This is a genomic window from Thioalkalivibrio sp. ALE16 (genome assembly GCF_000381305.1).
In the GTDB taxonomy this organism is placed as follows: Bacteria; Pseudomonadota; Gammaproteobacteria; order Ectothiorhodospirales; family Ectothiorhodospiraceae; genus Thioalkalivibrio.
Genome location: NZ_KB906364.1, coordinates 39195 through 61236, shown reverse-complemented (window position 1 = coordinate 61236; position 22042 = coordinate 39195). Strand labels below are relative to the sequence as shown.

Here is a 22042-nt window from a genome sequence, read left to right as displayed (position 1 = left end):
CGAATGCTCCGGGAGGGATGATGGGATACCACACCGCAGGGTTCGCTGAGTCAGAGGCGTACCCAGGACCGCGAGCGATTATTTCTTCGTGTTCTTCGTGGCCTTCGTGGTGAACCGCCGTGCGCGGCCATTTGGTCAGAGCGGTGTCTATCTCTGGCAGGTGGGGCAGTAGCTGCTGGCGCGCTGGCCGATGCGGCGGGTGCGCAGTACATCGGCGCAGACGTGGCAGGGTTCCCCGGCGCGGCCGTAGACGTGCAGGGACTGGCGGAAGTAGCCGTGGGTACCGTCCTCGCGGAGGAAGTCGCGCAGGGTGGTCCCGCCCTGCTCGATGGCCTCGGCCAGTACGGCCTTGATGTGTGCGGCCAGGCGCTGGTATTCCGCGCGGGTGACGCGGCCGGCCGCGCGACCGGGCCGGATGCCGGCGAGGAACAGGGCCTCGGTGGCGTAGATGTTGCCGACCCCGACCACGATGGCCTGGTCCATGATGAAGGCCTTCACCGGGCCACGGCGGCCGCGGCTGCGCAGGAAGAGGGTGTCGCCATCGAATGCGGGGTCCAGGGGTTCCGGGCCGAGCTCAGCCAGGAGCGGATGCGGGGTGCCGTCGTCTGGTAGCGGCAGACAGCAGCCGAAGCGGCGCGGGTCATGCAGTCGGACCTGATAGCCGTTGTCGAGGTGAACGATCAGGTGGTCGTGGCGCCGCAGTGGTGTCTCCGGCGGGCAGTGGCGCAGGCTGCCGGACATCCCCAGGTGCAGCAGCACGCCGGCGCGATCCGTCTCCAGCAGGAGATACTTGGCCCGGCGGGCCAGTCGGTGGACCTGCGCGTCGACCAGCCGCGTGGTCAGGTCTTCGGGGACGGGCCAGCGCAGGCGTGGCTCGCGGACCTCGAAGGCGGTGATGCGGCGCCCGGCCAGCAGGGGTTCCAGTCCGCGTCGGGTGGTCTCGACCTCGGGCAGTTCAGGCATGCACGCCCTCGATCTCCAGCAGCAGCTCGCGGCGGCAGATGTCGCCGCGCACCCACTGCACGATCGGACCCGGGTGGGCCGCGTTGTAGTGTTCCGCCAGCACGGCCGCGACCCGGGGGCGGTCCTCCGGGCGGCGCAGGTAGACACGCAACCAGGACGGCCGGGGCAGCTTGCGCCCGGCGGTATTGTGCAGGGCCTGGAGGTTGGCGAGGGTCTCGCGCGCCTGGGCCACTACGTCGTCCGGGTGCCGGCTCTCGTGGCCGACGATGCTGGCGGTGCCGGAGAGCAGGATCAGCGGGCCGTCGGCCGTATCCAGTTGTGTGGCGCGGGCAAAGGTCGGGCTCTTCGGGCTGTAGCGCGCCGGGTAGTGGTAGGCGCTGACCTGGCGCGGGTTCTCCAGCGGTTTCGCCGGTGTCCGGGTGGCGATCAGGTAGATCACCAGCTGGCGCCGGTCGCCACCGATCGCGGTGGCGGCCGGCATGCTGGCCAGCGGGACCTGCAGAGCCTCCAGGGCGGCGGCGCGCCCGACACAGAACGCCTGGTAGCGTTCCAGTCCGTCCTCTTCGCCGTGGATATCGCCGAAGAAGTTCCAGATGCGCGCCAGGTGTTCGTAGCCGCGCGTGCGGCAGGCGGCCAGCAGCGACTGGTAGGCCTGTTCGGTCTGCTCCCGCAGCCCGTGGTCCGGGCCGGTCCAGCTCGCAAACAGCACATCGTCGTGTTCCAGCAGGTGCACGGGGCCCTCGCGGGAGGAGCGCGGCGTGCCGGGGGCGGTCCAGTATTCGACATAGTCATCCGGCGCCAGGGGGCTCAGTCCCGGATGGATCTCGAGGGTGCCGCGCGCGGCCTCCATCCCTGCGGGCTCGCGCAGCCGGATCCGCAACCCCGTGTCGGGGCCTGTCGCGGCTTCCGGCATCAGCTGGCTGCGCAGGGTGAGGGGCATCGTCTAGGGCTCCGCCAGGGATGCGAGAAGGTCCTCGGTCCAGCGTACGGCTTCCAGGTAGAGGCGGCTGGAGACCGGCGCGGGGACGGGGGCATTCGCGCTGTCGGGCGGCAGCGCGGGGCCCTCGAAGGCGGCGATGGTCGCCAGCAGCGGCGCCAGCGGGCCGCTCCCCTCCAGCAATGCCTGTTCCATCTCCGTGGACAGGTGGAGCTCGCCGAGGATGCGCCGCAGCGGCACACCCAGCACCCGGTCCAGGCCGGACAGCATGCCGAGCGTGAAATAGCGCTCGCATTCCTCCGGGGGCAGGCCCAGGGCGCGGGCCATCAGCATGCCCATGCGGGCGCGGATCATGACCTGTTCGAGACCGTGGCTCTGGCCGTCGGCGCCGCGCAGGACCATCAGCATCGCCAGGCGCTTGATCCGCCCCTGACCCAGCCGCAGGATCGCATCGTACAGGGAGTCCGTGGGCCGCCGGCCCCGGTAGGCCGGGCTGTTGGCGAGGCGCAGCAACTGGATTGCCAGCCCCGGTTCGGCGGCGATCAGGCGCTCCAGTTCGGCCGGCGTGGGATCGGGGGCCTGCAGGGCCTTGAGCAGGCGCAGCAGGGCGAGTTCCAGGCTCTCCAGACGCTGCCCCTCGATCACGTGGGGAAAGGACAGGTGAAAGCCCTGGAACAGGCTGAACCCGAGGTGGCGGCAGCGCGCATAGTCCTCGGCGGTCTCGACCTTCTCGGCCAGCAGTTCCACTCCGAAGCCGCGCAGGGTGTCGACTTCCTGCGCCAGGCGTTCGCGGCCCAGGGTCAGCACGTCGAGCTTGACGAGGTCGGCCAGCTCGACCAGTTCCGCATGGCTCTCCTGGAACTGGTAGTCGTCGAGCGCAATGCGAAAGCCCCGGGCCTTCAGGCGGCGCACGGCGGCGACCACTTCGGCGTCGATCTCGACATCCTCGAGGATCTCCAGCACCACCTGCTCCGGTGGCAGGCTGGTGATGACGTCGTGCTCGAGGAAGCCGCGGGTCAGATTGACGAACGCCAGGTGCTCGCCGACGAGATGCTCCAGCCCGATGTCGATAAAGGCGCTGCGCAGGAGATCGGAGGTGGCCAGGTCGCCGTCGGTGACCGAGGCGGTATCCATATGCCCCGCGCGAAAGAGGAGCTCGAAGCCGACCAGGTTCTCCTGATCGTCGAAGATGGGTTGCCGGCCGACAAAAATTGGTTGCATGCTTGCGTCAGGTGAACACGATCAATCACGGATGGGCGGCCACGACGAAGTGCGGCAGGCCGGCTCGGGAGGAACACACGCACCATGGATTCGATTGATGCGCCATTTGGCGAAGTCGTGGAGTTGCGCCAGATCCTGCACGACTCGGGGGTTCCGTTGCTGCGGGTTATTATCCGCGATGGCGAACGTTATACCAAGATCGAACTGGACCCGGCGACCGCGCATCGTTGGGGGCGCGTGATGACGCGCTGGGCGGAGACCGCTGCGGAGGGCAGCGCGGCATCCGGGAAGGGTGGTCAGCCGGATCCGGTCTGAGGATGGGCCCCGGGTGCGCGTTGCGGTGCATCCGGGGCTTCCGGCCACGCAGACACAAAAAGGGCCCGGCACCGCGTGAGCGGGCCGGGCCCTTTTTCGCCCGGGATCAGGCAATCGTGCCGGGGGGCGCGATTACTTGATCTTGGCTTCCTTGTACATCACATGCTTGCGGACGACGGGATCGAACTTCTTGATCTCCATCTTCTCGGGCATGTTCCGCTTGTTCTTCGACGTGGTGTAGAAGTGGCCGGTGCCGGCGGAGGACACCAGGCGGATCTTGTCGCGTGCGGACTTGGCAGCCATCGTGAAGCCTCCTTAGACCTTTTCACCGCGGGCACGGCAGTCCGCCAGGACCGCGTCGATGCCGCGCTTGTCGATAATGCGCATGCCCTTGCTGCTGACGCGCAGGCGTACGAAACGGTTCTCGCTCTCCACCCAGAAACGGTGGGAGTGCAGATTGGGCAGGAAGCGCCGCCGCGTCTTGCGGTGGGCGTGCGAAACGTTGTTACCGGTCGCCGGGCGCTTGCCGGTCACCTGACATACTCGGGCCATCGGGGGACTCCGGAATTTGGGTCTACCAGAAAGACGGCGGACTATAGCGCAGCCCCGGGGCCGGTGCAAGGGAGAAACGGGTCTGGCGCGGCGCGCTCAGTTGGCCCCGGGGGCGCAGTGGGCTCGGACCCGGGGCGCCACGCCGCATTCGCGGGCCCAGGCAAGCGTTGAGTCCAGCGGCATCGGACGGGCGATGCCGAAGCCCTGGGCCGCGTCGCAGCCCCATTGTTGCAGGGTGTCCAGGGTGGCGGCGTCCTCCGCCCCTTCCGCCACCACCTTCAGCCCGAGGTCGCGGGCGAGACTGATGCTGGCGCGGGTGATCTGCGCATCCACCGCGTGTTCCAGCATCTGGCGCACGAAGGCCTGATCGATCTTGAGGGTGGTGACCGGCATCCGCTTGAGATAGGCCAGCGAGGAGTAGCCGGTGCCGAAGTCGTCGATGGCGAGCGCCAGCCCGGCGGCGGTCAGGCGGTTGAGGGCGGTGATCACCTCGTCCGGATCGGCCATCAGGGCGGTCTCGGTGAACTCGAGCTCCAGGGCGCAGGGGGGCAGGCCGGAGGCGTGTACCTGTTCCAGCAGATCATCGGCGAATGCCGGGTCGAGGAAATTGCGTGCGGAGATGTTGATGCTGACCGGCATGGTCAGGCCGTGCTCGCGCAGGGTGGCGAGGTCCGCGAGGGCCAGGCGCAGGACGCGGCGCGTCAGCTCGTGGATCAGCCCGGTGCGCTCCGCCTGCGGGATGAACTCGCCCGGGGAGATGCGTCCGCGCGTGGGGTGTTCCCAGCGCAGCAGGGCTTCCAGCCCGATCAGTTGCCGGGTCTCCAGGTCCACCTTGGGCTGGTAGTGCAGGTGCAGCTGGCCGTCGTCCAGGGCGCCCTGGAGCTCGCCGAGGAGCTCGACCGTATGCAGGCTGTTGTCGTCGCTGCGCCGGTCATAGCTGCGGTAGCGCCGGCCCGAATGGCTCGCCTGGTGCATGGCCATCCAGGCCTTGGTCAGCAGCCGGGTCGGCTCGTCCTGCTCGTGGAAGGGGAAGGACGAGATCCCCGCGTGGGCCCCGAGATAAACCGGGATGTCGTAGACCTCGAAGGGGGCCTGCAGGGCGTCGATCACCGCCTGGGTTACCGCCAGGGCCTCCTTGCGCCCGCGGTGCGGCAGGATCAGGGCGAAGTGGTCGTCGTGGATATGAAACACGTCGGCCCCGGCAGGACCGGCCACGCCCTGCATGCGGTCGGCGATGCCGCGCAGCAGGGGGCGCTCGGCGGCCAGGCCGAGGGCGCTGATGCTGTCCTGGTAGTTGTCCATTTGCAGGCTGATCACGAACACCCGTGTGGCGGCGGCCTGCGGGGCCTCCGCCTGGCGCATCAGCTGCTGGACGTACTGTTCCAGTGACTCGCGGTTGGGCAGGTTGGTTACCGGGTTGGTGTAGGCCTGCTCCAGCAGGCGGGCGGAATGCCGCCGCAGGGTGTCGAAGAGCCAGCCGGAGAAGCCGCCCAGCACCACGTAGATGCCCGTGCGCGTGAGCCAGTTCAGGGCGGGCTGAGCCGCCCCGGTGGCCGTGTCCAGGGGCATGAAGGGCCCGAGGAGCAGGCCGGCCAGCAGGCCGAAGGCCAGCCCGCCCGACAGGCCGAACAGGGCCGCCCCCAGCAGCACCGGGATCAGGATGAAGTTGAGATAGGCCGTGGAGGTGCCGCCGGTCTGAAAGACCAGCAGGGTGACCAGTGCCATCAGGAGCGCGGCGGCGGCCGCCCCGGCGACCCTCCAGCGCTTGTGGATGCCTTGCGAGCGCCCATGCGACCAGGCGTGGTACGGGGATGCCCCCATTCCGGTTCCTTCGGCTTGCGCCATGATGTCGTGATTCCCTTATAGACGTTTCTCGCGCGGGCGGGGCAAGGATCCGGGCCGATGCGTCCGGGAGGCGGGTCGCTGTTGCCCGTCGCGGGGGCTTGGTAGCATCCGGGGATGGTACGGACTTTATTCTCCAGGACGGGGCGGCATGGCTGATCGGCGGTTGCAGGTCTTTCTAACGGTGGCGCGGCTGTTGTCCTTCACCCGCGCCGCCGAGGTGCTGCACATGACGCAGCCGGCGGTGACCTTTCAGGTGCGGCAGCTGGAGGAACAGCTGGATACCCGGTTGTTCGATCGCAATCACAATCGGGTGACACTGACCGATGCCGGGCGGCTCGTGCAACGCTATGCCGAACGCATCTTCGATACCTACGGCGAGCTGGAAGCCGCCCTGCGCGAGCTGAAGGGCGCGAATGGCGGGGCGCTGGTGATCGGGGCCAGTACCACGGTGGCGGAATACATGCTGCCGGCCCTTCTGGGGGCCTTTCGTCGCGAGCATCCGGATATCGGCATCCGCCTGCGGGTGGGCAATACCGAGAGCGTGGTGCTCATGGTCGAGGAGGGCAGCGTGGATCTCGGTATTGTCGAGGCCCCGGTGACCCACCGCAGCCTGCAGGTGCAGCCCTGCCTGGTCGATCAGTTGCGCCTGATCGTGCCGCCGGATCACGAACTGGCCACGCGCGAAAGCGTTCGCGTCGCGGACTTCATCGAGCGTCCATTCATATGCCGCGAGGAGGGTTCCGGGACCCGCGAGGTCATCATGGAGTACCTTGGGCGCGCCGGGTACGACCGCAGCAGCCTGCGGGGCTGCATGGAACTGGGCAGTTCGGAGGCGATCAAGGGTGCGGTAGTGGCCCGTATGGGGCTCTCGGTGCTGTCCGAGGCGGTGGTGGCCAAGGAGCTGGAACTGGGCGAACTGGTGGCACTGCCACTGTCACCGCCGCTGGAACGGCCGATCTCCCTGGTGCACGCGCGGCAGAAGTTCCGCGTGCCCACGCTGGAGGTGTTGATGCAGTTCCTGCGCGGATACTGCACGGCAGAGGAAAACCGGGATTGAGGTACGCGGTGCGGTCCGCGATGCCGGGCAACCGCACGGCCGTCATGTGCGTTGTTCGCCGGTCGGAGTGACGCCGCCGCGAGCCGGCCCCGATCCGTGTTTCCCTCGCCCGGCCCCGAATACAAAATCAGGATAGACGCGACATGAAGAACTACTGCGTAGTGCAGCATACCTATTCCGAGTTTCTCGGACTGATCGAGTCACAGCTGGAAAAACGCGATATTGGCTTTTCCTACTATCGGCCGTTCGTGGGGCAGGATCTGCCCGGTTCCGCGGCCCAGTTCGACGGGCTGTGGCTGCTGGGCGGCGCCTGGCCGACCGCGGATCACGAGGAGAACCCGCAGGTCCCGGACGAGCTGTCGCTGATCGACATCTTTCGCCGTTCGAAGCGCCCGGTGGTCGGGATCGGCATGGGCGGATTGCTGGTGGCCGAGCAGGCCGGTGGCACCGCGCACGAGGACCCGATGTATCGCGCGCGTTTCGTGACCGCACACAAGACCGCGGCGGGCGAGGGCGACGAACTCGCCGAGGCCCTGGATGGCCGACGGGTGCTGCAACTGGTCAATGGCCGGGTCGACCTGCCGGACGGCGTGCAGCCGGTGCTGGTGGACGACGACGGCGACTGGCTGGCGATCCGGCCGGACGAACTGACCTATGGCATGCTGTTTCGACCCGAGATGAAGCCCGGGATGCTCGAGGACATCATCATGGAGGCGCGTCACAACCCGCCGCCGAACATGGGCGAACTCCTGGGCGAGGCGCGCATGGAATGGGGCGAGATGCAGAAGGTGACCGAGGACGTGATCGTGGCGCTGGTGAAGGCGCTGGGCCTGATGCAGGAACGCCGCAAGATGCCGGTATTCAGCCTGAAGATCGAGGACGAGGGATGATCCCGCCACTGGGCATGGGCAGCGATGGCGGTCTGTCGGGAGGCGATCTTGGCTCGGTGCTGGGGGGCGCGCGCAAGAAGGGGCGTGAGGACCCGGCGCGGGCGATCGCCGAGATCGCCGCGCGGCTGTCGCCCGAGGACCAGGCCAGCCTGCTGAAATTTGCCCGCTTTCTGGAGCAGGAATCGCCGGCCCCCGCACCGGAGCCGGTGCCCGAGCCGGAGCCCATTCCGCGGCCGGAGAGCGAGTCGGTGATCAAGGCCATGCGCCGCCTGTCCGCCACCTACCACATGCTGGATCGCTCCAAGCTGCTGAACGAGACCTCGGCCCTGATGGGACAGCACGTGATGCAGGGGCGTCCGGCGGTGGAGGTGATCGACGAGCTGGAGGTCGTCTTCCGTACCCATTACGAGAAGGCGGTGGCCCAGGACCCGACCCGTTCCGCGGACGGGGATGACCCGGAGGCGGGAGGAGCGTCGCGATGATCGACATCCTGCGTCAGTGGTACCAGCGTCATTTCACCGATCCGCAGGTGGTGATCCTGGCGTTTCTGCTGCTCGCGGGATTCCTGGTCATCATCTTTGCCGGGCGTATCCTGGCGCCGCTGCTGGCCTCGCTGATCATTGCCTACCTGCTGGAGGGCGCGGTACGGAGGCTGGTCCTCTGGCACATCCCGCGTATCCTCGCGGTCACCTGCGTGCTGCTGGCCTTCCTGGCACTCACCGTTGCGGCGCTGTTCAGTGTGGTGCCGCTGATGTCGGCCCAGGTCACCCAGCTGGTGCGCGAGCTGCCGGGCATGATCTCGGAGGGCCAGAAGCTGCTGCTGCAGCTCCCCGAGCGCTACCCGCAGCTGATTACCGACGAACAGGTCCTCGAGCTGATGGGGGCGATCCGCGCCGAGGCGACCCTGCTGGGGCAGCGCGTGGTGTCCTTCTCGCTGTCGTCGGCGCGGCACATCGTGGATGTGGTGATCTACCTGATCGTGGTCCCGCTGATGGTGTTCTTCATGCTGAAGGACCGTGACCTGATCCTCGGCTGGGTGCGCGGGTTCATGCCCCGGGATACCCACCTGGCCAGCCAGGTGTGGCGCGAGGTGAACCTGAAGATCGCCAGCTACGTGCGCGGCAAGTTCATCGAGATCGTGATCGTCTGGGCGGTCACCTTCCTGACCTTCAACTGGTTCGGGCTGGAATACGCGGTGCTGCTGTCGTTCATGGTGGGCATCTCGGTGATCATCCCGTACATCGGGGCGGCGGTGGTGACCATCCCGGTGGCCGCGGTCGCCTATTTCCAGTTCGGCCTGAGTTCCGAGTTCGCCTGGGTGCTGATCGCCTACGGGGTGATCCAGTTCCTCGACGGCAACGTGCTGGTGCCGCTGCTGTTCTCCGAGGTGGTCAACCTGCACCCGGTGGCGATTATCGCCGCGGTGTTCGTGTTCGGCGGCATCTGGGGGCTCTGGGGGGTGTTCTTCGCCATCCCGCTGGCGACCCTGGTGCATGCGGTGATCAAGTCCTGGCCGCGAGCCCAGCACCCGCCGCCCGAAACCCCGACGGACGGCGAGGCCGGTTCGGCCGAAGCCGTCACCAAGTAGCCCGAAATCCCGGACCTCCGCCGCGCCCGCCCGCGGGCCCGGCGGCTGGTTGGTCCCCATTCGATAACAAGAAGAACGCATGACCGGAACCGAGATCCTGATGAATGTGACGCCCCAGGAGAGCCGTGTGGCCCTGGTGGAAAACGGCGTCCTGACCGAGCTGCACCTGGAACGCACCCGTCGCCGCGGGATCGTGGGCAACATCTACAAGGGCCGGGTGGTGCGCGTGCTGCCGGGCATGGACGCAGCCTTTGTCGACATCGGCCTGGAGCGTACGGCCTTCCTGCACGCCTCCGACGTGGCGCCGGTGGAGCGCGAGGAGCTCAATGGCAATGCGCTGTCGGGCGGGGATGCCCCGGCAACCGCCGCGGGCAACGGGACCGCCAATGGCGGCGCGGCGCCGGCGCGCGAGGGCATCCGCGAACTGCTGCGCGAGGGGCAGGACATCCTGGTTCAGGCGGTCAAGGATCCGCTGGGGTCCAAGGGCGCGCGCCTGACCACCTACATCACGCTGCCGTCGCGCAACCTGGTGCTGATGCCGAACCAGTCGAATGTCGGGGTGAGCACGCGCATCGAGGACGAGGGCGTGCGCGCGCGGCTGCGCGAGTCCATCGAGCAGCTGCGTGACGAGCTGGCCCCGCAGCACGGCTTCATCGTGCGCACCGCCGCGGAGCTGGCGGATTACGAGGCCCTGTACAACGATACCGCCTTCCTGAAGAAGGTCTGGGACAGCCTGCAGGAACAGGCGGCCAGCGCGCCGCCGGGGACCGAGGTCTACGCCGACCTGCCGCTGGTCGAGCGCATCCTGCGCGACATGGTGGGGGTGGACATCGAGCGCATCCGTATCGACTCGCGCGAGACCTATCAGAAGGTCTGCAGCTTCGTCGAGCGCTACCTTCCGGAACTGATCGGGCACATCGAGCATTACCCCGGCGAGCGCCCGATCTTCGACCTGTTCAACGTCGAGGAGGAGATCCACCGCGCCCTGGAGCGCAAGGTGGAGCTGAAGTCCGGTGGCTACCTGATCTTCGACCAGACCGAGGCGATGACCACGGTCGACATCAACACCGGCGGCTTTGTCGGCCATCGCAAGCTCGAGGAGACGATCTTCAAGACCAACCTGGAGGCGGCCCAGGCCATCGGGCGCCAGCTGCGCCTGCGCAATCTCGGCGGGATCATCATCATCGATTTCATCGACATGCAGGACGACGAGCACAAGCGCCAGGTGATCCGCGCGCTGGAAAAGGCGCTGGAACGGGATCACGTGAAGACGCAGATCTGCGACGTCTCGCCGCTGGGGCTGGTGGAGATGACCCGCAAGCGCACCCGCGAGAGCCTGGAGCACCAGATGTGCGAGCCCTGCCAGGTCTGTGGCGGGCGCGGCTACCTCAAATCGGCGGAGACCGTCTGCTACGAGTTGTTCCGCGAGATCCTGCGCGAGGTGCGCCAGTACGACGCGCGCGAGCTGCGGGTCCTGGCGTCGCAGAACGTGATCGACCTGCTGCTGGACGAGGAATCCGCCGCGCTGGCGGAGCTGCAGAGCTTTGTCGGCATCCCCATCCGCTTCCAGGTGGAGACGCTCTACACCCAGGAACAGTTCGACGTGGTCTTCGTCTGAGCTATACCTAATTCAGACATGGCCCGGATTCGGGCGATTGTCGCCAGCGGGGAGGGAGAGACACCAAGGTGAAGCACGCGTGCGGACCCAGCATGGATCGGGGTCCCGGTCGGCCGGGCAGGCCGCGTTTTGATCGGGTGGGTGAAAAATGAGCATCCGTTCACAAAGTGTACGGGTGGCCCTGGGGATCCTGCTGGCCCTGGTGCTGGCGCTGGTGATCGCCATCCTGGCATTGCGCCTGGCGTTGCCGCACTGGGACGGCCTGCACGCCTGGGTGGAGGCGACCGCCAGCGAGCAGCTGGAGCACGAGGTCTCCGCCGCGGGCATCGAACTGGGCTGGGCCGGCTGGTCCCCGGCGCTGGTGGCGCGGGAGGTCCGGGTGGCGATGCCCGAGGGCGAGCCGGTTGCCATCGAGCGCCTCGGGATATCGCTGAGCGCCGGGGCCAGCCTGCGTAGCCGGCACCCGGCACTGGCGGTGCGGGTCGAGGGTGTGGATCTGCGCCTGGTGCGCCATGCCGATGGCCGGTTTTCCCTCCACGGGCGCGAGATCGGCATGGGCGAGGGGCGGTTGCTCACCATCCCGGTGGCGCAGTGGCCCGATGTCGAGGCGGAGGCGATCCGGCTGATCTGGGAGGACCGCGGCGCGGGCCTGGAGTCCGCCGCGCGGCTGGACCGGGCGGCCCTGCGCACGGCGCACGACGGCTCGCTGCGGCTGTTTCTCGACGGGGCCCTGGACGCGCCGGATGCGGGTGGGCATTTCATGCTCGGGTTGCAGGCGCCGGCGGCCGATCTGCGCGATGCGCGTTTCTTCCTGGAAGCGGATGCGGTGGACCTGACCGCCTGGCAGCCGTGGCTGGCCTACCTGGGCTGGCCCGCGCCCGAGGGCACCGCGACGCTGCGCCTGTGGGGTGCGCTCGACGATGGCCGCATGGCCTGGCTGCGCGGGGATCACGAGACGACTCTTGGCCTGGCCGGGGAGCCGGCCGGTCCGGCCATCGGCCATCGATTCGACTGGCGGGTCCGGGACGGTCGGCACCGGTCGTCCTGGAGCGGGACGCGGCCGGGTTCCGGGGACCTGCGCCTGGCCTACCGCCTGGAGGGCGAGCCCCGCGCGCTGGTGGTGGATGCGGTGGAGCTGGCGGCCCGCGATGTCGACGTCGAGCCCTACGCGCCCCTGCTCACCCTGCTGCGCCAGGCGGCGCCCGAGCTGGCCGAGCGTATCGCCGACCTCCATCCGCGCGGAACACTGGACCTGGCCCGGTTCGAGGCACGCCGCGAGTCGGACCGGCTGCAGCCGGTCTGGGCCGAGGCCGATGTGCGGGATCTCGGCTGGCGCGCCGCCGGGCACGGGCTCGGGGTGCAGGGAGCGGCGGGCTACCTGCAGTGGCGTCGCGGCGGCGTGGAACTGCTGCTGGACAGCCGCGACCTGGAGATCGATCTGCCGCGGGTACTGGCCGAGCCGGTGGTGCTGGACACCGCCCGTGGCCGCCTGCGCGCCGAGCGTGACGACTCCGGGCACTGGCATCTGGCGGGCGAGGGCCTGAATGCCGCGAATGCCGACGCCGCGGTACGCGGGCGCATGCGGATGCGGCTGGACGGGCACGCGGCCGGCCCGCGGGTCGATATCGCCATGGACATCCTGCGTGCCAACGGCGACCGTACCGCGCGCTACCTGCCGCTGTATCACCTGCCGGAGAACACCTATCAGTGGCTGGTGGACAGCATCGTGACCGGGGTCTCCACGGGGGGCGGCATGGCCTACCGGGGACGCGGAGAGGACTTCCCGTTTGCCGACGGCGAGGGGGTGTTCGACCTGTGGGCGGATGTCGAGGCGGGCATCCTCGACTACCAGGAGGGCTGGCCCAGGGCCGAGGACGTCAGCGGGCGGCTGCTGTTCCACAACGCGGGCTTCCGCGCCGAGGACGCGCGGGGCCGCATCCTCGACACCGAGGTGCATGCCACCCGGATCGGGATCGAGGATATGGAGAACGCGGTCCTCGAACTGGAGGGCACGGCCGATGGTGATGCCGCTGATCTGCTGACTTATCTGCGTCAGGCCGACCTGCTGGAGGAGGCGGCGGAACTGCGCGATCAGGCGCGCCTGACGGGCCCGACCCGGCTGGGGCTCTCCCTGACCCTGCCGTTGCAGGAGGGGCGCATGGACCAGACGCGGGTCGCCGGCACGCTGGATCTCCAGGGCACGCGCGCCGAGGTCCCGGGCTGGCCCGCGGTGCTGGAGGCCGTCGAGGGCCAGGTCCGGTTCGATACCGCCGATCGCATCGCGGCGGAGGATGTGACCGCGCGTGTCCATGACGAGACCGTCACCCTGGGGGCGGACTGGCCCCTGGATGGCGAGACCGCACGGCTCACGGCGCGCGGGAGACAACCCCTGGGGCCCTGGCTGGAGGATTTTCCGGAGCTGGCCCCCTACCTGGAGGGTGCGGCGCAGTGGGAGGCGCAATTGCGCCTTGGCCAGGCGGTGGATGGTGTGCGTCTGGATCTGAGCTCGGATCTGGTGGGTGTGGCGATCGACTGGCCGGAGCCGATCGGCAAGCCGGCGGAGGAGACCCGCGCGCTGGAACTGACGCTGCCCTTGGGGCATGACGGCGCGGGCATTGGCCACCTGACACTGGGCTCGGTCCTGCGGGCCCACCAGCGTCTCTCCCCGACTGCCGCCCCCGAGGATCCGGCCGTGCGCGGCGCCGAGCCCCGCACGGCGGCGCGCGGGGTTGCCCTGCAGGCCCTGGCGCTGGAGATCGGCGCTCCCCGGGCCAGCGCCCTGGCCCTGCCGGGGGCGGGTGTGTCGGTGCGTGCCCGCCTGCCACGGCTGGAGGTGGACCCGTGGCTCGAGGCCCTGGGCGAGGCCCCCTGGGGCGGTGCGGTGGATCTGGGCGCGGCCGGCGACGATGCCGAGGAGGCGGCGCAGGCCGTGGCGCTGACGCGCCTGGAACTGGATATCCGCGACCGTATCCGCTGGGGCGGGCGGGACCTGCCCGGGCTGCGCTTTCTGGGCCGGCGCGGGGACGCGGGCTGGGATCTGGAGGTGGCGTCCGACTGGCTGGCCGGCGAGGCCCGCTGGCGCCCGATGGCCGCTGGCGGGCGTGATCGCTGGGAGGCGCATCTGCGTCACCTGATTCTGGACGATCTCGAGTGGACCGGCGCTGGCGAAGAGGCCGAAGCGGAGGTGCAGCCCGTCACAGCCGGGAGTTTCGAGGATCCGCGGGCCTGGCCGGCGGTGGACCTGACGCTCGACAGCCTGGCGCTGGGCGATTACCGTTTCGCGGATATCGAACTGGGCCTGGAGCCGCAGTCCAGCGGTCTGGTAATCCGGGACCTGGAGGTCCGTGCCCCGGAAGGCGATCTCCACGCCGACGCCGTCGGCATCTGGCGGGTGTCCGGGGAGGGTCTGCCGGAGACACGCCTGGATGCGACCCTGTCCGGTGACGACTGGGGCGCGGCCCTGCGGTCGGCGGGGCTGTCGCGGGCCCTGGTCGGGGGCGCCGGCGACGGGTCGCTGTCGCTCGTCTGGCCGGGGCCGCTGTACGCCCCGAGCCTGGCGCAGCTGACAGGGTCCGTGGAGCTGTCGCTGTCCGACGGGCGCCTGGCGGATGTCGAGCCGGGGGCGGGTCGCCTGCTGGGGCTGGTCAGCCTGGACGTACTGCCGCGGCGGTTGCGGCTGGATTTCCGCGACGTGTTCACCGAGGGTCTGACCTTCAGCGAGCTGACCGCGGACGCCGTGCTGCGCGACGGGGACCTGCATGTGCCCGACCTGCGCCTGGAGGGACCCTCGGCCAAGGTGCGTCTGAGCGGCCGCACCGGGCTGGTGGCACGTGACTATGATCACGAGATCGTGGTCGTGCCGAGCCTGCGCACCGCGCTTCCGATCGTCGGGGCCCTGGTGGGCGGCCCCGTGACCGGCGTCGTGGTGCTTCTTGCGGAACGCGTGCTGGGGATCGGGGATCAGATAGAAGAGGCGGCCCGCGTCGAGTACGCGGTGACGGGCCCCTGGGACGACCCGCAGGTACGCGTGCTGGTGGAGCCGGCAGCGGAGACCGACGGGGCCGACAACGACTGATACCGGCGCGGGCAGTGGCGCCCCGACCGGTCTCGCAACGGACAAGCGGAGCAACATGACTCAGGTAGCGGCCATCCAGATGGCCTCCGGACCCCAGCCCCAGGCGAACCTCCTGGAGGCCAAGCGACTGCTGCAGGAGGCGGCCGACAAGGGCGCGCGCCTGGCGGTGTTGCCGGAGAACTTCGCCTTCATGGGCATGCAGGAGACCGATGTCCTCGGCATCGCCGAGGTCGCCGACGGGGCCGGTCCGCTGCAGGCCTTTCTCGCCGAGCAGGCCCGGCGCCTCGGGCTGTGGATTGTCGGCGGGACCATCCCGCTGCAGACCGCGGGCGGCGACCGGGTGCGGTCCGCCTGCCTGGTGTTCGACGATCAGGGGCAGCAGGTGGCGCGCTACGACAAGATCCACCTGTTCGACGTGCGCCTGCCGGACAGCAGCGAGGCCTATACCGAATCGAAGGTCTTCGAGCGCGGCGACCAGGTGGTGGTCGTGGATACGCCGGCCGGCCGCATGGGCCTGGCGATCTGCTACGACCTGCGCTTCCCCGAGCTGTTCCGGGCCCTGCTGGATCAGGGGGCGGAATGGGTCGCCCTGCCGGCGGCCTTCACGGCGCAGACGGGGCAGGCGCACTGGGACGTGCTGCTGCGGGCGCGCGCCATCGAGAACCAGTGCTACATGCTGTCGGCGGCTCAGGGCGGGTTCCATGTGAACGGCCGCGAAACCTATGGCCACAGCGCCCTGGTGGATCCGTGGGGCCGGATCGTCGGCCAGCTCCAGCGCAACCCGGGCGTGCTGCTGGCCGATCTGGACCGGGCCCAGGCCGCGCGCATCCGCAACAGCTTCCCGGCCGTGGAGCATCGCCGCCTGCCGTGCCCCGGGACCACCTGATCCGGCGACATAAACCCGCAACGCCGGCGCGCTTGAAAGCGCGGGCGGTGCCCCAAGCTCCATACTGAACCAAAAAGTGCTGCCCCGCCTGCGAGTGCGGCGGGGCAGTCGATCTCCGAACCCGAGAGGACTGCATGATCGACCGTCTTGCGCAACAGACCCTGCTCGACCCCGCCGGTCTCGGCGACAGCGAGCTGAGCACCCTTCTGGGTACCACCTTCGGTCACGGCATCGACGGGGGCGACTGCTACTTCCAGTTCGCCAGCCAGGAGGGGTGGTCGCTGGAGGATGGCATCGTGAAGTCCGCCAGCTTCAATATCGAGCGCGGGGTCGGCATCCGCGTGGTGCGTGGCGAGCAGACCGGGTTCGCCTATTCCGACGACATCGCGATGCCGGCCATGCTGGAGGCCGCGAAGACCGCGCGCAGCATCGCGAGCGCCGGTCAGAGCGGGCGCATCGCTGTGGCCTCGCGGTCGCCGTCGCGCCCGGCGCTGTACGCCCCCGACAACCCGCTGGATTCGCTGGACGAACAGACCAAGATCGACCTCCTGAAGGAGGTGGATGCCGTGGCCCGCGCCGAGGATTCGCGCGTCACCCAGGTGATGTGTTCCCTGGCCGGGGTGCACGAGGTCGTGCTGGTGCTCAACGCCCGCGGCGAGCTGACGACCGACGTGCGCCCGCTGGTGCGCCTGAACGTGCAGGTCATCGTCGAACAGGGAGGGCGTCGCGAATCCGGGACCTCGGGCGGCGGCGGACGCTTCGGCTACCAGTACTTCCGCGAGTCGGACCGGGCCGCCGGCTATGCCCGCGAGGCCGTGCGCCAGGCGCTGGTCAACCTGGAGGCCCGCGAGGCCCCGGCCGGGACCATGAAGGTGGTGCTCGGCCCCGGCTGGCCGGGCGTGCTGCTGCACGAGGCGATCGGCCACGGGCTGGAGGGCGACTTCAACCGCAAGGGCACCTCGGCGTTCTCCGGGCGCGTCGGCGAGCAGGTCGCGGCGAAGGGCATCACCATCGTCGATGACGGCACCCTGGAGGGGCGGCGCGGCTCGCTGAACGTCGACGACGAGGGCAACCCCACCCAGCAGACCGTGCTCATCGAAGACGGCGTACTGCGCGGCTACATGCAGGACGAGATGAACGCCCGCCTGATGGGCACGCGCTCCACCGGCAACGGCCGCCGCGAGTCCTATGCCCGGCTGCCGATGCCGCGCATGACCAATACCTACATGCTCGGCGGCGACGCCGACCCGGAGGAGATCCTGGCCTCGGTGGACGACGGCCTGTACGCAGTCAATTTCGGCGGCGGCCAGGTGGACATCACCTCCGGCAAGTTCGTGTTCTCCGCCTCCGAGGCCTATCGGGTGGAGAAGGGCAAGGTGACGTACCCGGTCAAGGGTGCGACCCTGATCGGGAATGGCCCGGATGTGCTGACGCGGGTATCGATGATCGGCAACGACATGAAGCTCGATTCCGGTATCGGGACCTGCGGCAAGGAGGGCCAGGGCGTGCCGGTTGGCGTGGGTCAGCCCACGCTGCGGATCGATGGCATGACCGTGGGCGGTACCCAGGCGGCGTGAGCGCTGCGGGACCGGAGAATCGGCGTCGAAACGGCGACAAGGACAAGGAGGCAACAGATGAATCTCGATTTCCTCGAACAGGAACGTTCCCTGCCGGAAGGGCATGGCCACGACCAGATCGTGCAGTGGCATGTGTTCCGCGCGCGCGACAAGGCCGAGCAGTTTGCCCACCACGTCGAGCTGGGCGAGGGCCAGGACCTGGTCGGCGGCTGGACCCGGGACAGCGTCGGCATGCTGTACTGGGTCGGCGTGCATGTCGACGACCTTGAGCGCTGGGGCAACGCCGGCGCGGTCCACAAGCACGGCGCCCGGGTCGACTAGATCGCCCGGCACCGCTCGCGGTTCCGGGCTGAATGGCCCGGGGCCGCTTCCCTGTTTCTGTATCCCTGACGGATATCCCCGACTCGTCCCTTTATAGCGGAACCCTGCATGAGTACATCTCCCGAACGCGTGAGCCCGGAATCCCTGTCCCAGGACGGCGAGGTCCAGGCCCTGTCCCATTCGCCGGAATCCCTCCAGGCACGGGTCCAGCGCACGCTGGAGGCGGCGCGCGAGCGCGGGGCCTCGGACGCCCAGGCGGTGGTCAGCCACAGCGTCGGGCTGGAGCTGGGTGTGCGCAAGGGGGAGATCGAGAGCCTGGAGCACGAGCGCGACCAGAGCCTGTCGCTGATCGTCTACTTCGGCCAGTCCAAGGGGGCGGCCTCCACCACGGACTTCAGCGACCAGGCCCTGATCGACACCGTCGAGGCCGCCTGCCGCATCGCCCGCTACACCGAGCCGGATCCGTATGCCGGGATGCCGGACCCCGCGTTCAAGGCGAGCGACTGGGAGGACCTCGACCTTGACCACCCCTGGGGCTGCAGCGCCACTGAGGCGACCGAACTGGCCCGCGCGATCGAGGCCGCGGGCTTCGCGGCCGACGACCGGATCGAGAACTCCGAGGGCGCCAGCGTCAGTACGCGGCGCGCCATGGCCTTTCTCGGCGACAGCCAGGGCTTCATGGGGGGCTATCGCAGTACCCGGCACTCGCTGTCCTGCGCCCTGGTGGCGCGCGACGCGGCCGGCATGCAGCGCGACTATGCCTACACCGTGGCCCGCCACGCGGGCGACCTGACCGCCGCCGAGGCGATCGGGCGCGAGGCGGCCGAGCGCACCGTGCGCCGGCTGGGCGGGCGCAAGCTCTCCACCCGCACCTGCCCGGTGCTGTTCGCGCCGGAGATGGCGCGCACCCTGATCGGCAGCTTCACCCGCGCGATCTCCGGGCCGGCCCAGTACCGCGAAAGTTCGTTCCTGTTGAATGCCGTGGGCGAGGCCGTGTTCCCCGCCTGGATGCAGATCGAGGAACGCCCGCTGACCCCGCGCGCGCTGGGCAGCGCACCCTTCGACGGCGAGGGGGTGCGCACCCGCAACCGGCCGCTGATCGCCGATGGCGTCCTGCAGAGCTATACCCTGGACAGCTACGCCGCGCGTCGGCTGGGGCTGGAGACCACCGGCAACGCCGGTGGCGCGCGCAATGTGACCGTGGCCCCGGGGGACAAGGACTTTGACGCCCTGCTGTCCGAGATGGGTACCGGCTTCCTGGTGACCGAGCTGATCGGGCAGGGCGTGAACATGGTGACCGGCGACTACTCCCGCGGGGCTGCCGGGTTCTGGGTCGAGAACGGCGAGCTGCAGTACCCGGTGGAGGAGATCACCATCGCCGGCAACCTGAAGGACATGTTCCGGCGCATGGCGGCCGTGGGCACCGATGTCGACCGCCGCGGCAACATCCACACCGGCTCCATCCTGATCGAGTCGATGACCGTCGCCGGCGACTGAGCCGCCCTCGCGGCGCGCGCCCGGCAGTGGGCGTGCGCGGCGCATTCCCCGGTACCCTCCACGCTGCTACGCTCGTCGTGTGGCTGCATGGCCGTGACCGCCCGACCCCGCGAGGCGGCGGCCTAGGGAGACGCTGATTGAATCGCACGTCCGCGTTGGTGCCCCCCAGTTTTTCGAAACAAAGCGCTCCGAGACAAGGCGCGTCGTGCAGCGGGTAGTGGTTCTACCCGCCCGTTTCTGATGGATTGGGGCGCAACGCAGGATCGGGGAACAGGGGGCACCAACCCGACAAGTGATTGAAAGAGCGGGCTCGGCCGCCCGTTGTTGATCGAAAAACGGGCGCGCGCACGGCGTTGCGGCTCCCTTGTGCAGAATGACTGCACGGCAGTCACCGCGCATTAAACGCACGCAAAAGTGACTCGAGCGCGGACGTGCGATTCAATCAGTGTCTCCCTAGCGCGGGCGAGGGACAGCCATGAACTTTTTCGAACAGCAGGACCAGGTGCAGCGCAGGACCCGCTGGTTGCTGGTTCTGTTCGCCCTGGCGGTGCTGGCGGTTGTCGGAGTGCTGGGCATTGCGGTCTGGCTCATGGGCGGCGGCGGTGCGGCGATTGCCTGGACCATGGGGATCACGGCGGGGCTGATCGTGCTCGCGAGCCTGTACCGGGCCTGGCAGCTGCGGGCCGGGGGTGGCGGCCTGATCGCGCAGGAGATGGGCGGCGTGCGCATCGCGGGCAACCCCGCCGACCCCCAGTGGCAGCGGCTGCGCAACGTGGTCGAGGAGATGGCGATTGCCTCCGGGATGCCGGTGCCCGAGGTCTACGTGCTGGAACAGGACCTGGGTATCAACGCCTTCGCGGCCGGGTTTGCCCCGAATGACGCGGTGATCGCGGTCACCCGCGGCGCCCTGGACAGCCTGGAGCGGGCCGAGCTGAAGGGGGTGGTCGCGCACGAGTTCGGACATATCCTCAATGGCGACATGCGCCTCAACATGCGCCTGATCGGCATCCTCTACGGCATCGAGGTCCTGGCGCTGCTGGGCCAGGGCGGGCTGGCGCGCCGGCGCCGCCGCCACAAGGGGGATGTCGCGGATACCGGGGTCGGGGTGCTCAGTGTCACGCTGATCGTGGTCGGCTATGCGGGGTTGGCGCTGGCGCGCTGGATCCGCGCGGGCATCTCGCGCCAGCGCGAATACCTGGCGGATGCCCACGCGGTGCAGTTTACCCGCGAGCCGGACGGCCTGGCCGGCGCCCTGAAGAAGGTGGCGGCGCGCTATGCCGGTCTCAACGGCAATACCGAGGAGATCACCCATATGCTGTTTGCCAGCGACGCGATCGGGCAGCTCTTCGAGACCCATCCGCCGCTGCTGGAGCGCGTACGCATCCTGCAGCCGCAATTCGATCCGGAGGAGCTCAAGGGCCTGCGCGAGCGGCTCAATGCCCGCGTGCGCGAACGGGCGCGCGAGCGCGCGGTGGATGGCATGCAGCGCGAGCGCGAGGGGCGTCTGCCCGGGGCGGAGGCCGTGGAGGACGCCCTGGGTGGCCATCCGGCCCTGACCCACATCCTGGGGGCGGGGATGCTGCTGGCCGCCATCCCGGGGCCGCTGGCCTGGGCCGCGCGCTCGGAGGCGCGGGCGATCGAGGTGGTGCTGTATCTGCTCCTGAACCCGGACCCGGAGGTACGCGAACGGCAGCTGGCGGTGATCGGCGAGGCGCTGGGCGGCGACCTCCAGGAGGCCGTGCGTCGCCTGCAGACAGCGGAACCCGAGCTGCGGGACGATCTGCGCCTGCCCTTGCTGGAGCTCGGATTCCCGGCCCTGCGGCGCCTGGACGCGGACGACAGGGCACGCCTGCGGTCCCTGGTCGATCGCCTGATCCATGCCGACGGGCGAGTGGCGGTCTTCGAATACGCGCTGGGGCGTCTTCTTGACCGGCAGCTCGGGGACATTCAGGACCCGGCCGCCGCGTCCCGGCCGCGCCACGCTGCCCTGGAGGACCACCAGGAGGGCGCGCATTTCCTGCTGGCGGTGCTTGCCCATCACGGTCACGCGGCCGATCCGGCCGCGGCGCGCGCGGCGCTGACGGCCGGCGTGGGTGTCCTGACCGGCGCCCTGCCGCTGACAGTCGAGCTTCCAGAGGCCCTGACCGGTCCCTCCGGGGCCCGCGCCTGGGCCAGTGTGCTGGACCGTGTGCTGGAGCAACTGGATGGCCTGCGCATGCGCGACAAGGACCAGCTGATCCAGGCCATGGTCACCACCGCGAGCCATGGCGGGCAGGTGGTGACCGCCGAGGTCGAACTGATGCGGGTGATGGCGGCCGCGCTACATGTCCCGTTGCCGCTGGCCGTGGACGACTGGGCTGGATCCCAGCCGACCGGCGAGGGCGGCGTCTGAACGCGATGCGGGCAGAATCGCGGGTTTTGCGCTCGGTTGCCGCGGGGACGGTCTGGCCCGTGTGCGAACCGAAAAATAAATTCGCTGGCAAGTCACGGATCCCAAAGGGGTTTCGGGCCGGCACCCGAGAAAACCCGAAAAAACACTATCAATGCACCGCGGTTTGGGCGGACAATGGCCGCGAGGTAACGGTAACAGGCTCCATGCAGCACCAGGCGACACCCCGCAAGGGGCGTTCAGATTCGCAGTTCCGGTCCCGGTTGGGGCCGCAGAGAATCACGATCAATCTTCACCGTCGTTCGGTTGCC

At 69.2% G+C, this 22042-nt stretch carries 18 protein-coding genes; 12 read left to right on the top strand and 6 right to left on the bottom strand.

Annotation, left to right across the window (positions count from 1 at the left end):
• Window positions 1–147: 147 nt before the first annotated feature.
• Genes mutM through F627_RS0110195 form a run of 3 tightly spaced genes read right to left on the bottom strand, consistent with a single transcriptional unit; the run spans window position 148 to window position 3121 of the window.
• Complete coding sequence (gene mutM, locus F627_RS0110205) at window positions 148–963, bottom strand: bifunctional DNA-formamidopyrimidine glycosylase/DNA-(apurinic or apyrimidinic site) lyase (protein ID WP_019583986.1); 816 nt, start codon at window positions 961–963, stop codon at window positions 148–150.
• Window positions 956–1903: a hypothetical protein gene (locus tag F627_RS0110200; RefSeq protein ID WP_019583985.1), complete on the bottom strand. Its 948-nt coding sequence runs from the start codon at window positions 1901–1903 to the stop codon at window positions 956–958. Before F627_RS0110200 ends, mutM begins: the two co-directional genes overlap by 8 nt.
• A gap of 3 nt (window positions 1904–1906) precedes the next feature.
• A complete protein-coding gene (locus F627_RS0110195; RefSeq protein WP_019583984.1) occupies window positions 1907–3121 on the bottom strand; it encodes an EAL and HDOD domain-containing protein in 1215 nt (404 codons plus the stop codon).
• An 84-nt stretch (window positions 3122–3205) separates the two neighbouring features.
• On the opposite strand from F627_RS0110195, the gene F627_RS0110190 reads away from it, so the two are divergent.
• Window positions 3206–3436 (top strand): hypothetical protein, encoded by a 231-nt coding sequence (locus tag F627_RS0110190; RefSeq protein WP_018867485.1) that lies wholly within the window; start codon window positions 3206–3208, stop codon window positions 3434–3436.
• Window positions 3437–3568: 132 nt separating this feature from the next.
• Here the strand turns inward: F627_RS0110190 and rpmG are convergent, their stop codons facing one another.
• From rpmG to F627_RS0110175, 3 genes are all read right to left on the bottom strand, one after another.
• Window positions 3569–3739 (bottom strand): 50S ribosomal protein L33, encoded by a 171-nt coding sequence (gene rpmG, locus F627_RS0110185; protein ID WP_017941410.1) that lies wholly within the window; start codon window positions 3737–3739, stop codon window positions 3569–3571.
• Window positions 3740–3751: 12 nt separating this feature from the next.
• Complete coding sequence (rpmB, locus tag F627_RS0110180) at window positions 3752–3988, bottom strand: 50S ribosomal protein L28 (RefSeq protein ID WP_017941409.1); 237 nt, start codon at window positions 3986–3988, stop codon at window positions 3752–3754.
• Between the two features lie 96 nt (window positions 3989–4084).
• On the bottom strand, window positions 4085–5809 hold the full coding sequence (locus F627_RS0110175; RefSeq protein ID WP_019583983.1) for a bifunctional diguanylate cyclase/phosphodiesterase: 1725 nt from the start codon (window positions 5807–5809) through the stop codon (window positions 4085–4087).
• Window positions 5810–5981: 172 nt separating this feature from the next.
• Between F627_RS0110175 and F627_RS0110170 the strand changes: the two genes are divergently transcribed.
• The 11 genes from F627_RS0110170 (at window position 5982) to F627_RS0110120 (ending at window position 21734) form a co-directional block, all read left to right on the top strand.
• The gene (locus F627_RS0110170; RefSeq protein WP_018867482.1) at window positions 5982–6890 is read left to right on the top strand and encodes a LysR family transcriptional regulator; all 909 of its coding nucleotides are present in this window, start codon (window positions 5982–5984) and stop codon (window positions 6888–6890) included.
• 143 nt (window positions 6891–7033) lie between these two features.
• Window positions 7034–7780, top strand: coding sequence for a type 1 glutamine amidotransferase (locus tag F627_RS0110165; protein ID WP_018877133.1), 747 nt, complete (start codon window positions 7034–7036; stop codon window positions 7778–7780).
• Window positions 7777–8262, top strand: coding sequence for a hypothetical protein (locus F627_RS0110160; protein ID WP_019583982.1), 486 nt, complete (start codon window positions 7777–7779; stop codon window positions 8260–8262). Before F627_RS0110165 ends, F627_RS0110160 begins: the two co-directional genes overlap by 4 nt.
• Complete coding sequence (locus F627_RS0110155) at window positions 8259–9368, top strand: AI-2E family transporter (RefSeq protein WP_019583981.1); 1110 nt, start codon at window positions 8259–8261, stop codon at window positions 9366–9368. The genes F627_RS0110160 and F627_RS0110155 overlap by 4 nt, the downstream gene beginning before the upstream one ends.
• A gap of 79 nt (window positions 9369–9447) precedes the next feature.
• Window positions 9448–10986 (top strand): ribonuclease G, encoded by a 1539-nt coding sequence (gene rng / locus F627_RS0110150; RefSeq protein WP_019583980.1) that lies wholly within the window; start codon window positions 9448–9450, stop codon window positions 10984–10986.
• A 148-nt stretch (window positions 10987–11134) separates the two neighbouring features.
• Window positions 11135–15061: a YhdP family protein gene (locus F627_RS0110145; protein WP_042835219.1), complete on the top strand. Its 3927-nt coding sequence runs from the start codon at window positions 11135–11137 to the stop codon at window positions 15059–15061.
• 55 nt (window positions 15062–15116) lie between these two features.
• A complete protein-coding gene (locus F627_RS0110140) occupies window positions 15117–15947 on the top strand; it encodes a carbon-nitrogen hydrolase family protein (protein ID WP_018867476.1) in 831 nt (276 codons plus the stop codon).
• Between the two features lie 134 nt (window positions 15948–16081).
• On the top strand, window positions 16082–17524 hold the full coding sequence (gene tldD / locus F627_RS0110135) for a metalloprotease TldD (protein ID WP_018867475.1): 1443 nt from the start codon (window positions 16082–16084) through the stop codon (window positions 17522–17524).
• A 57-nt stretch (window positions 17525–17581) separates the two neighbouring features.
• A complete protein-coding gene (locus tag F627_RS0110130) occupies window positions 17582–17845 on the top strand; it encodes a hypothetical protein (protein ID WP_018867474.1) in 264 nt (87 codons plus the stop codon).
• A gap of 108 nt (window positions 17846–17953) precedes the next feature.
• Window positions 17954–19342: a metalloprotease PmbA gene (gene pmbA, locus F627_RS0110125; RefSeq protein WP_026332082.1), complete on the top strand. Its 1389-nt coding sequence runs from the start codon at window positions 17954–17956 to the stop codon at window positions 19340–19342.
• Window positions 19343–19817: 475 nt separating this feature from the next.
• A complete protein-coding gene (locus tag F627_RS0110120) occupies window positions 19818–21734 on the top strand; it encodes a M48 family metalloprotease (RefSeq protein ID WP_019558685.1) in 1917 nt (638 codons plus the stop codon).
• Window positions 21735–22042 lie beyond the last annotated feature (308 nt).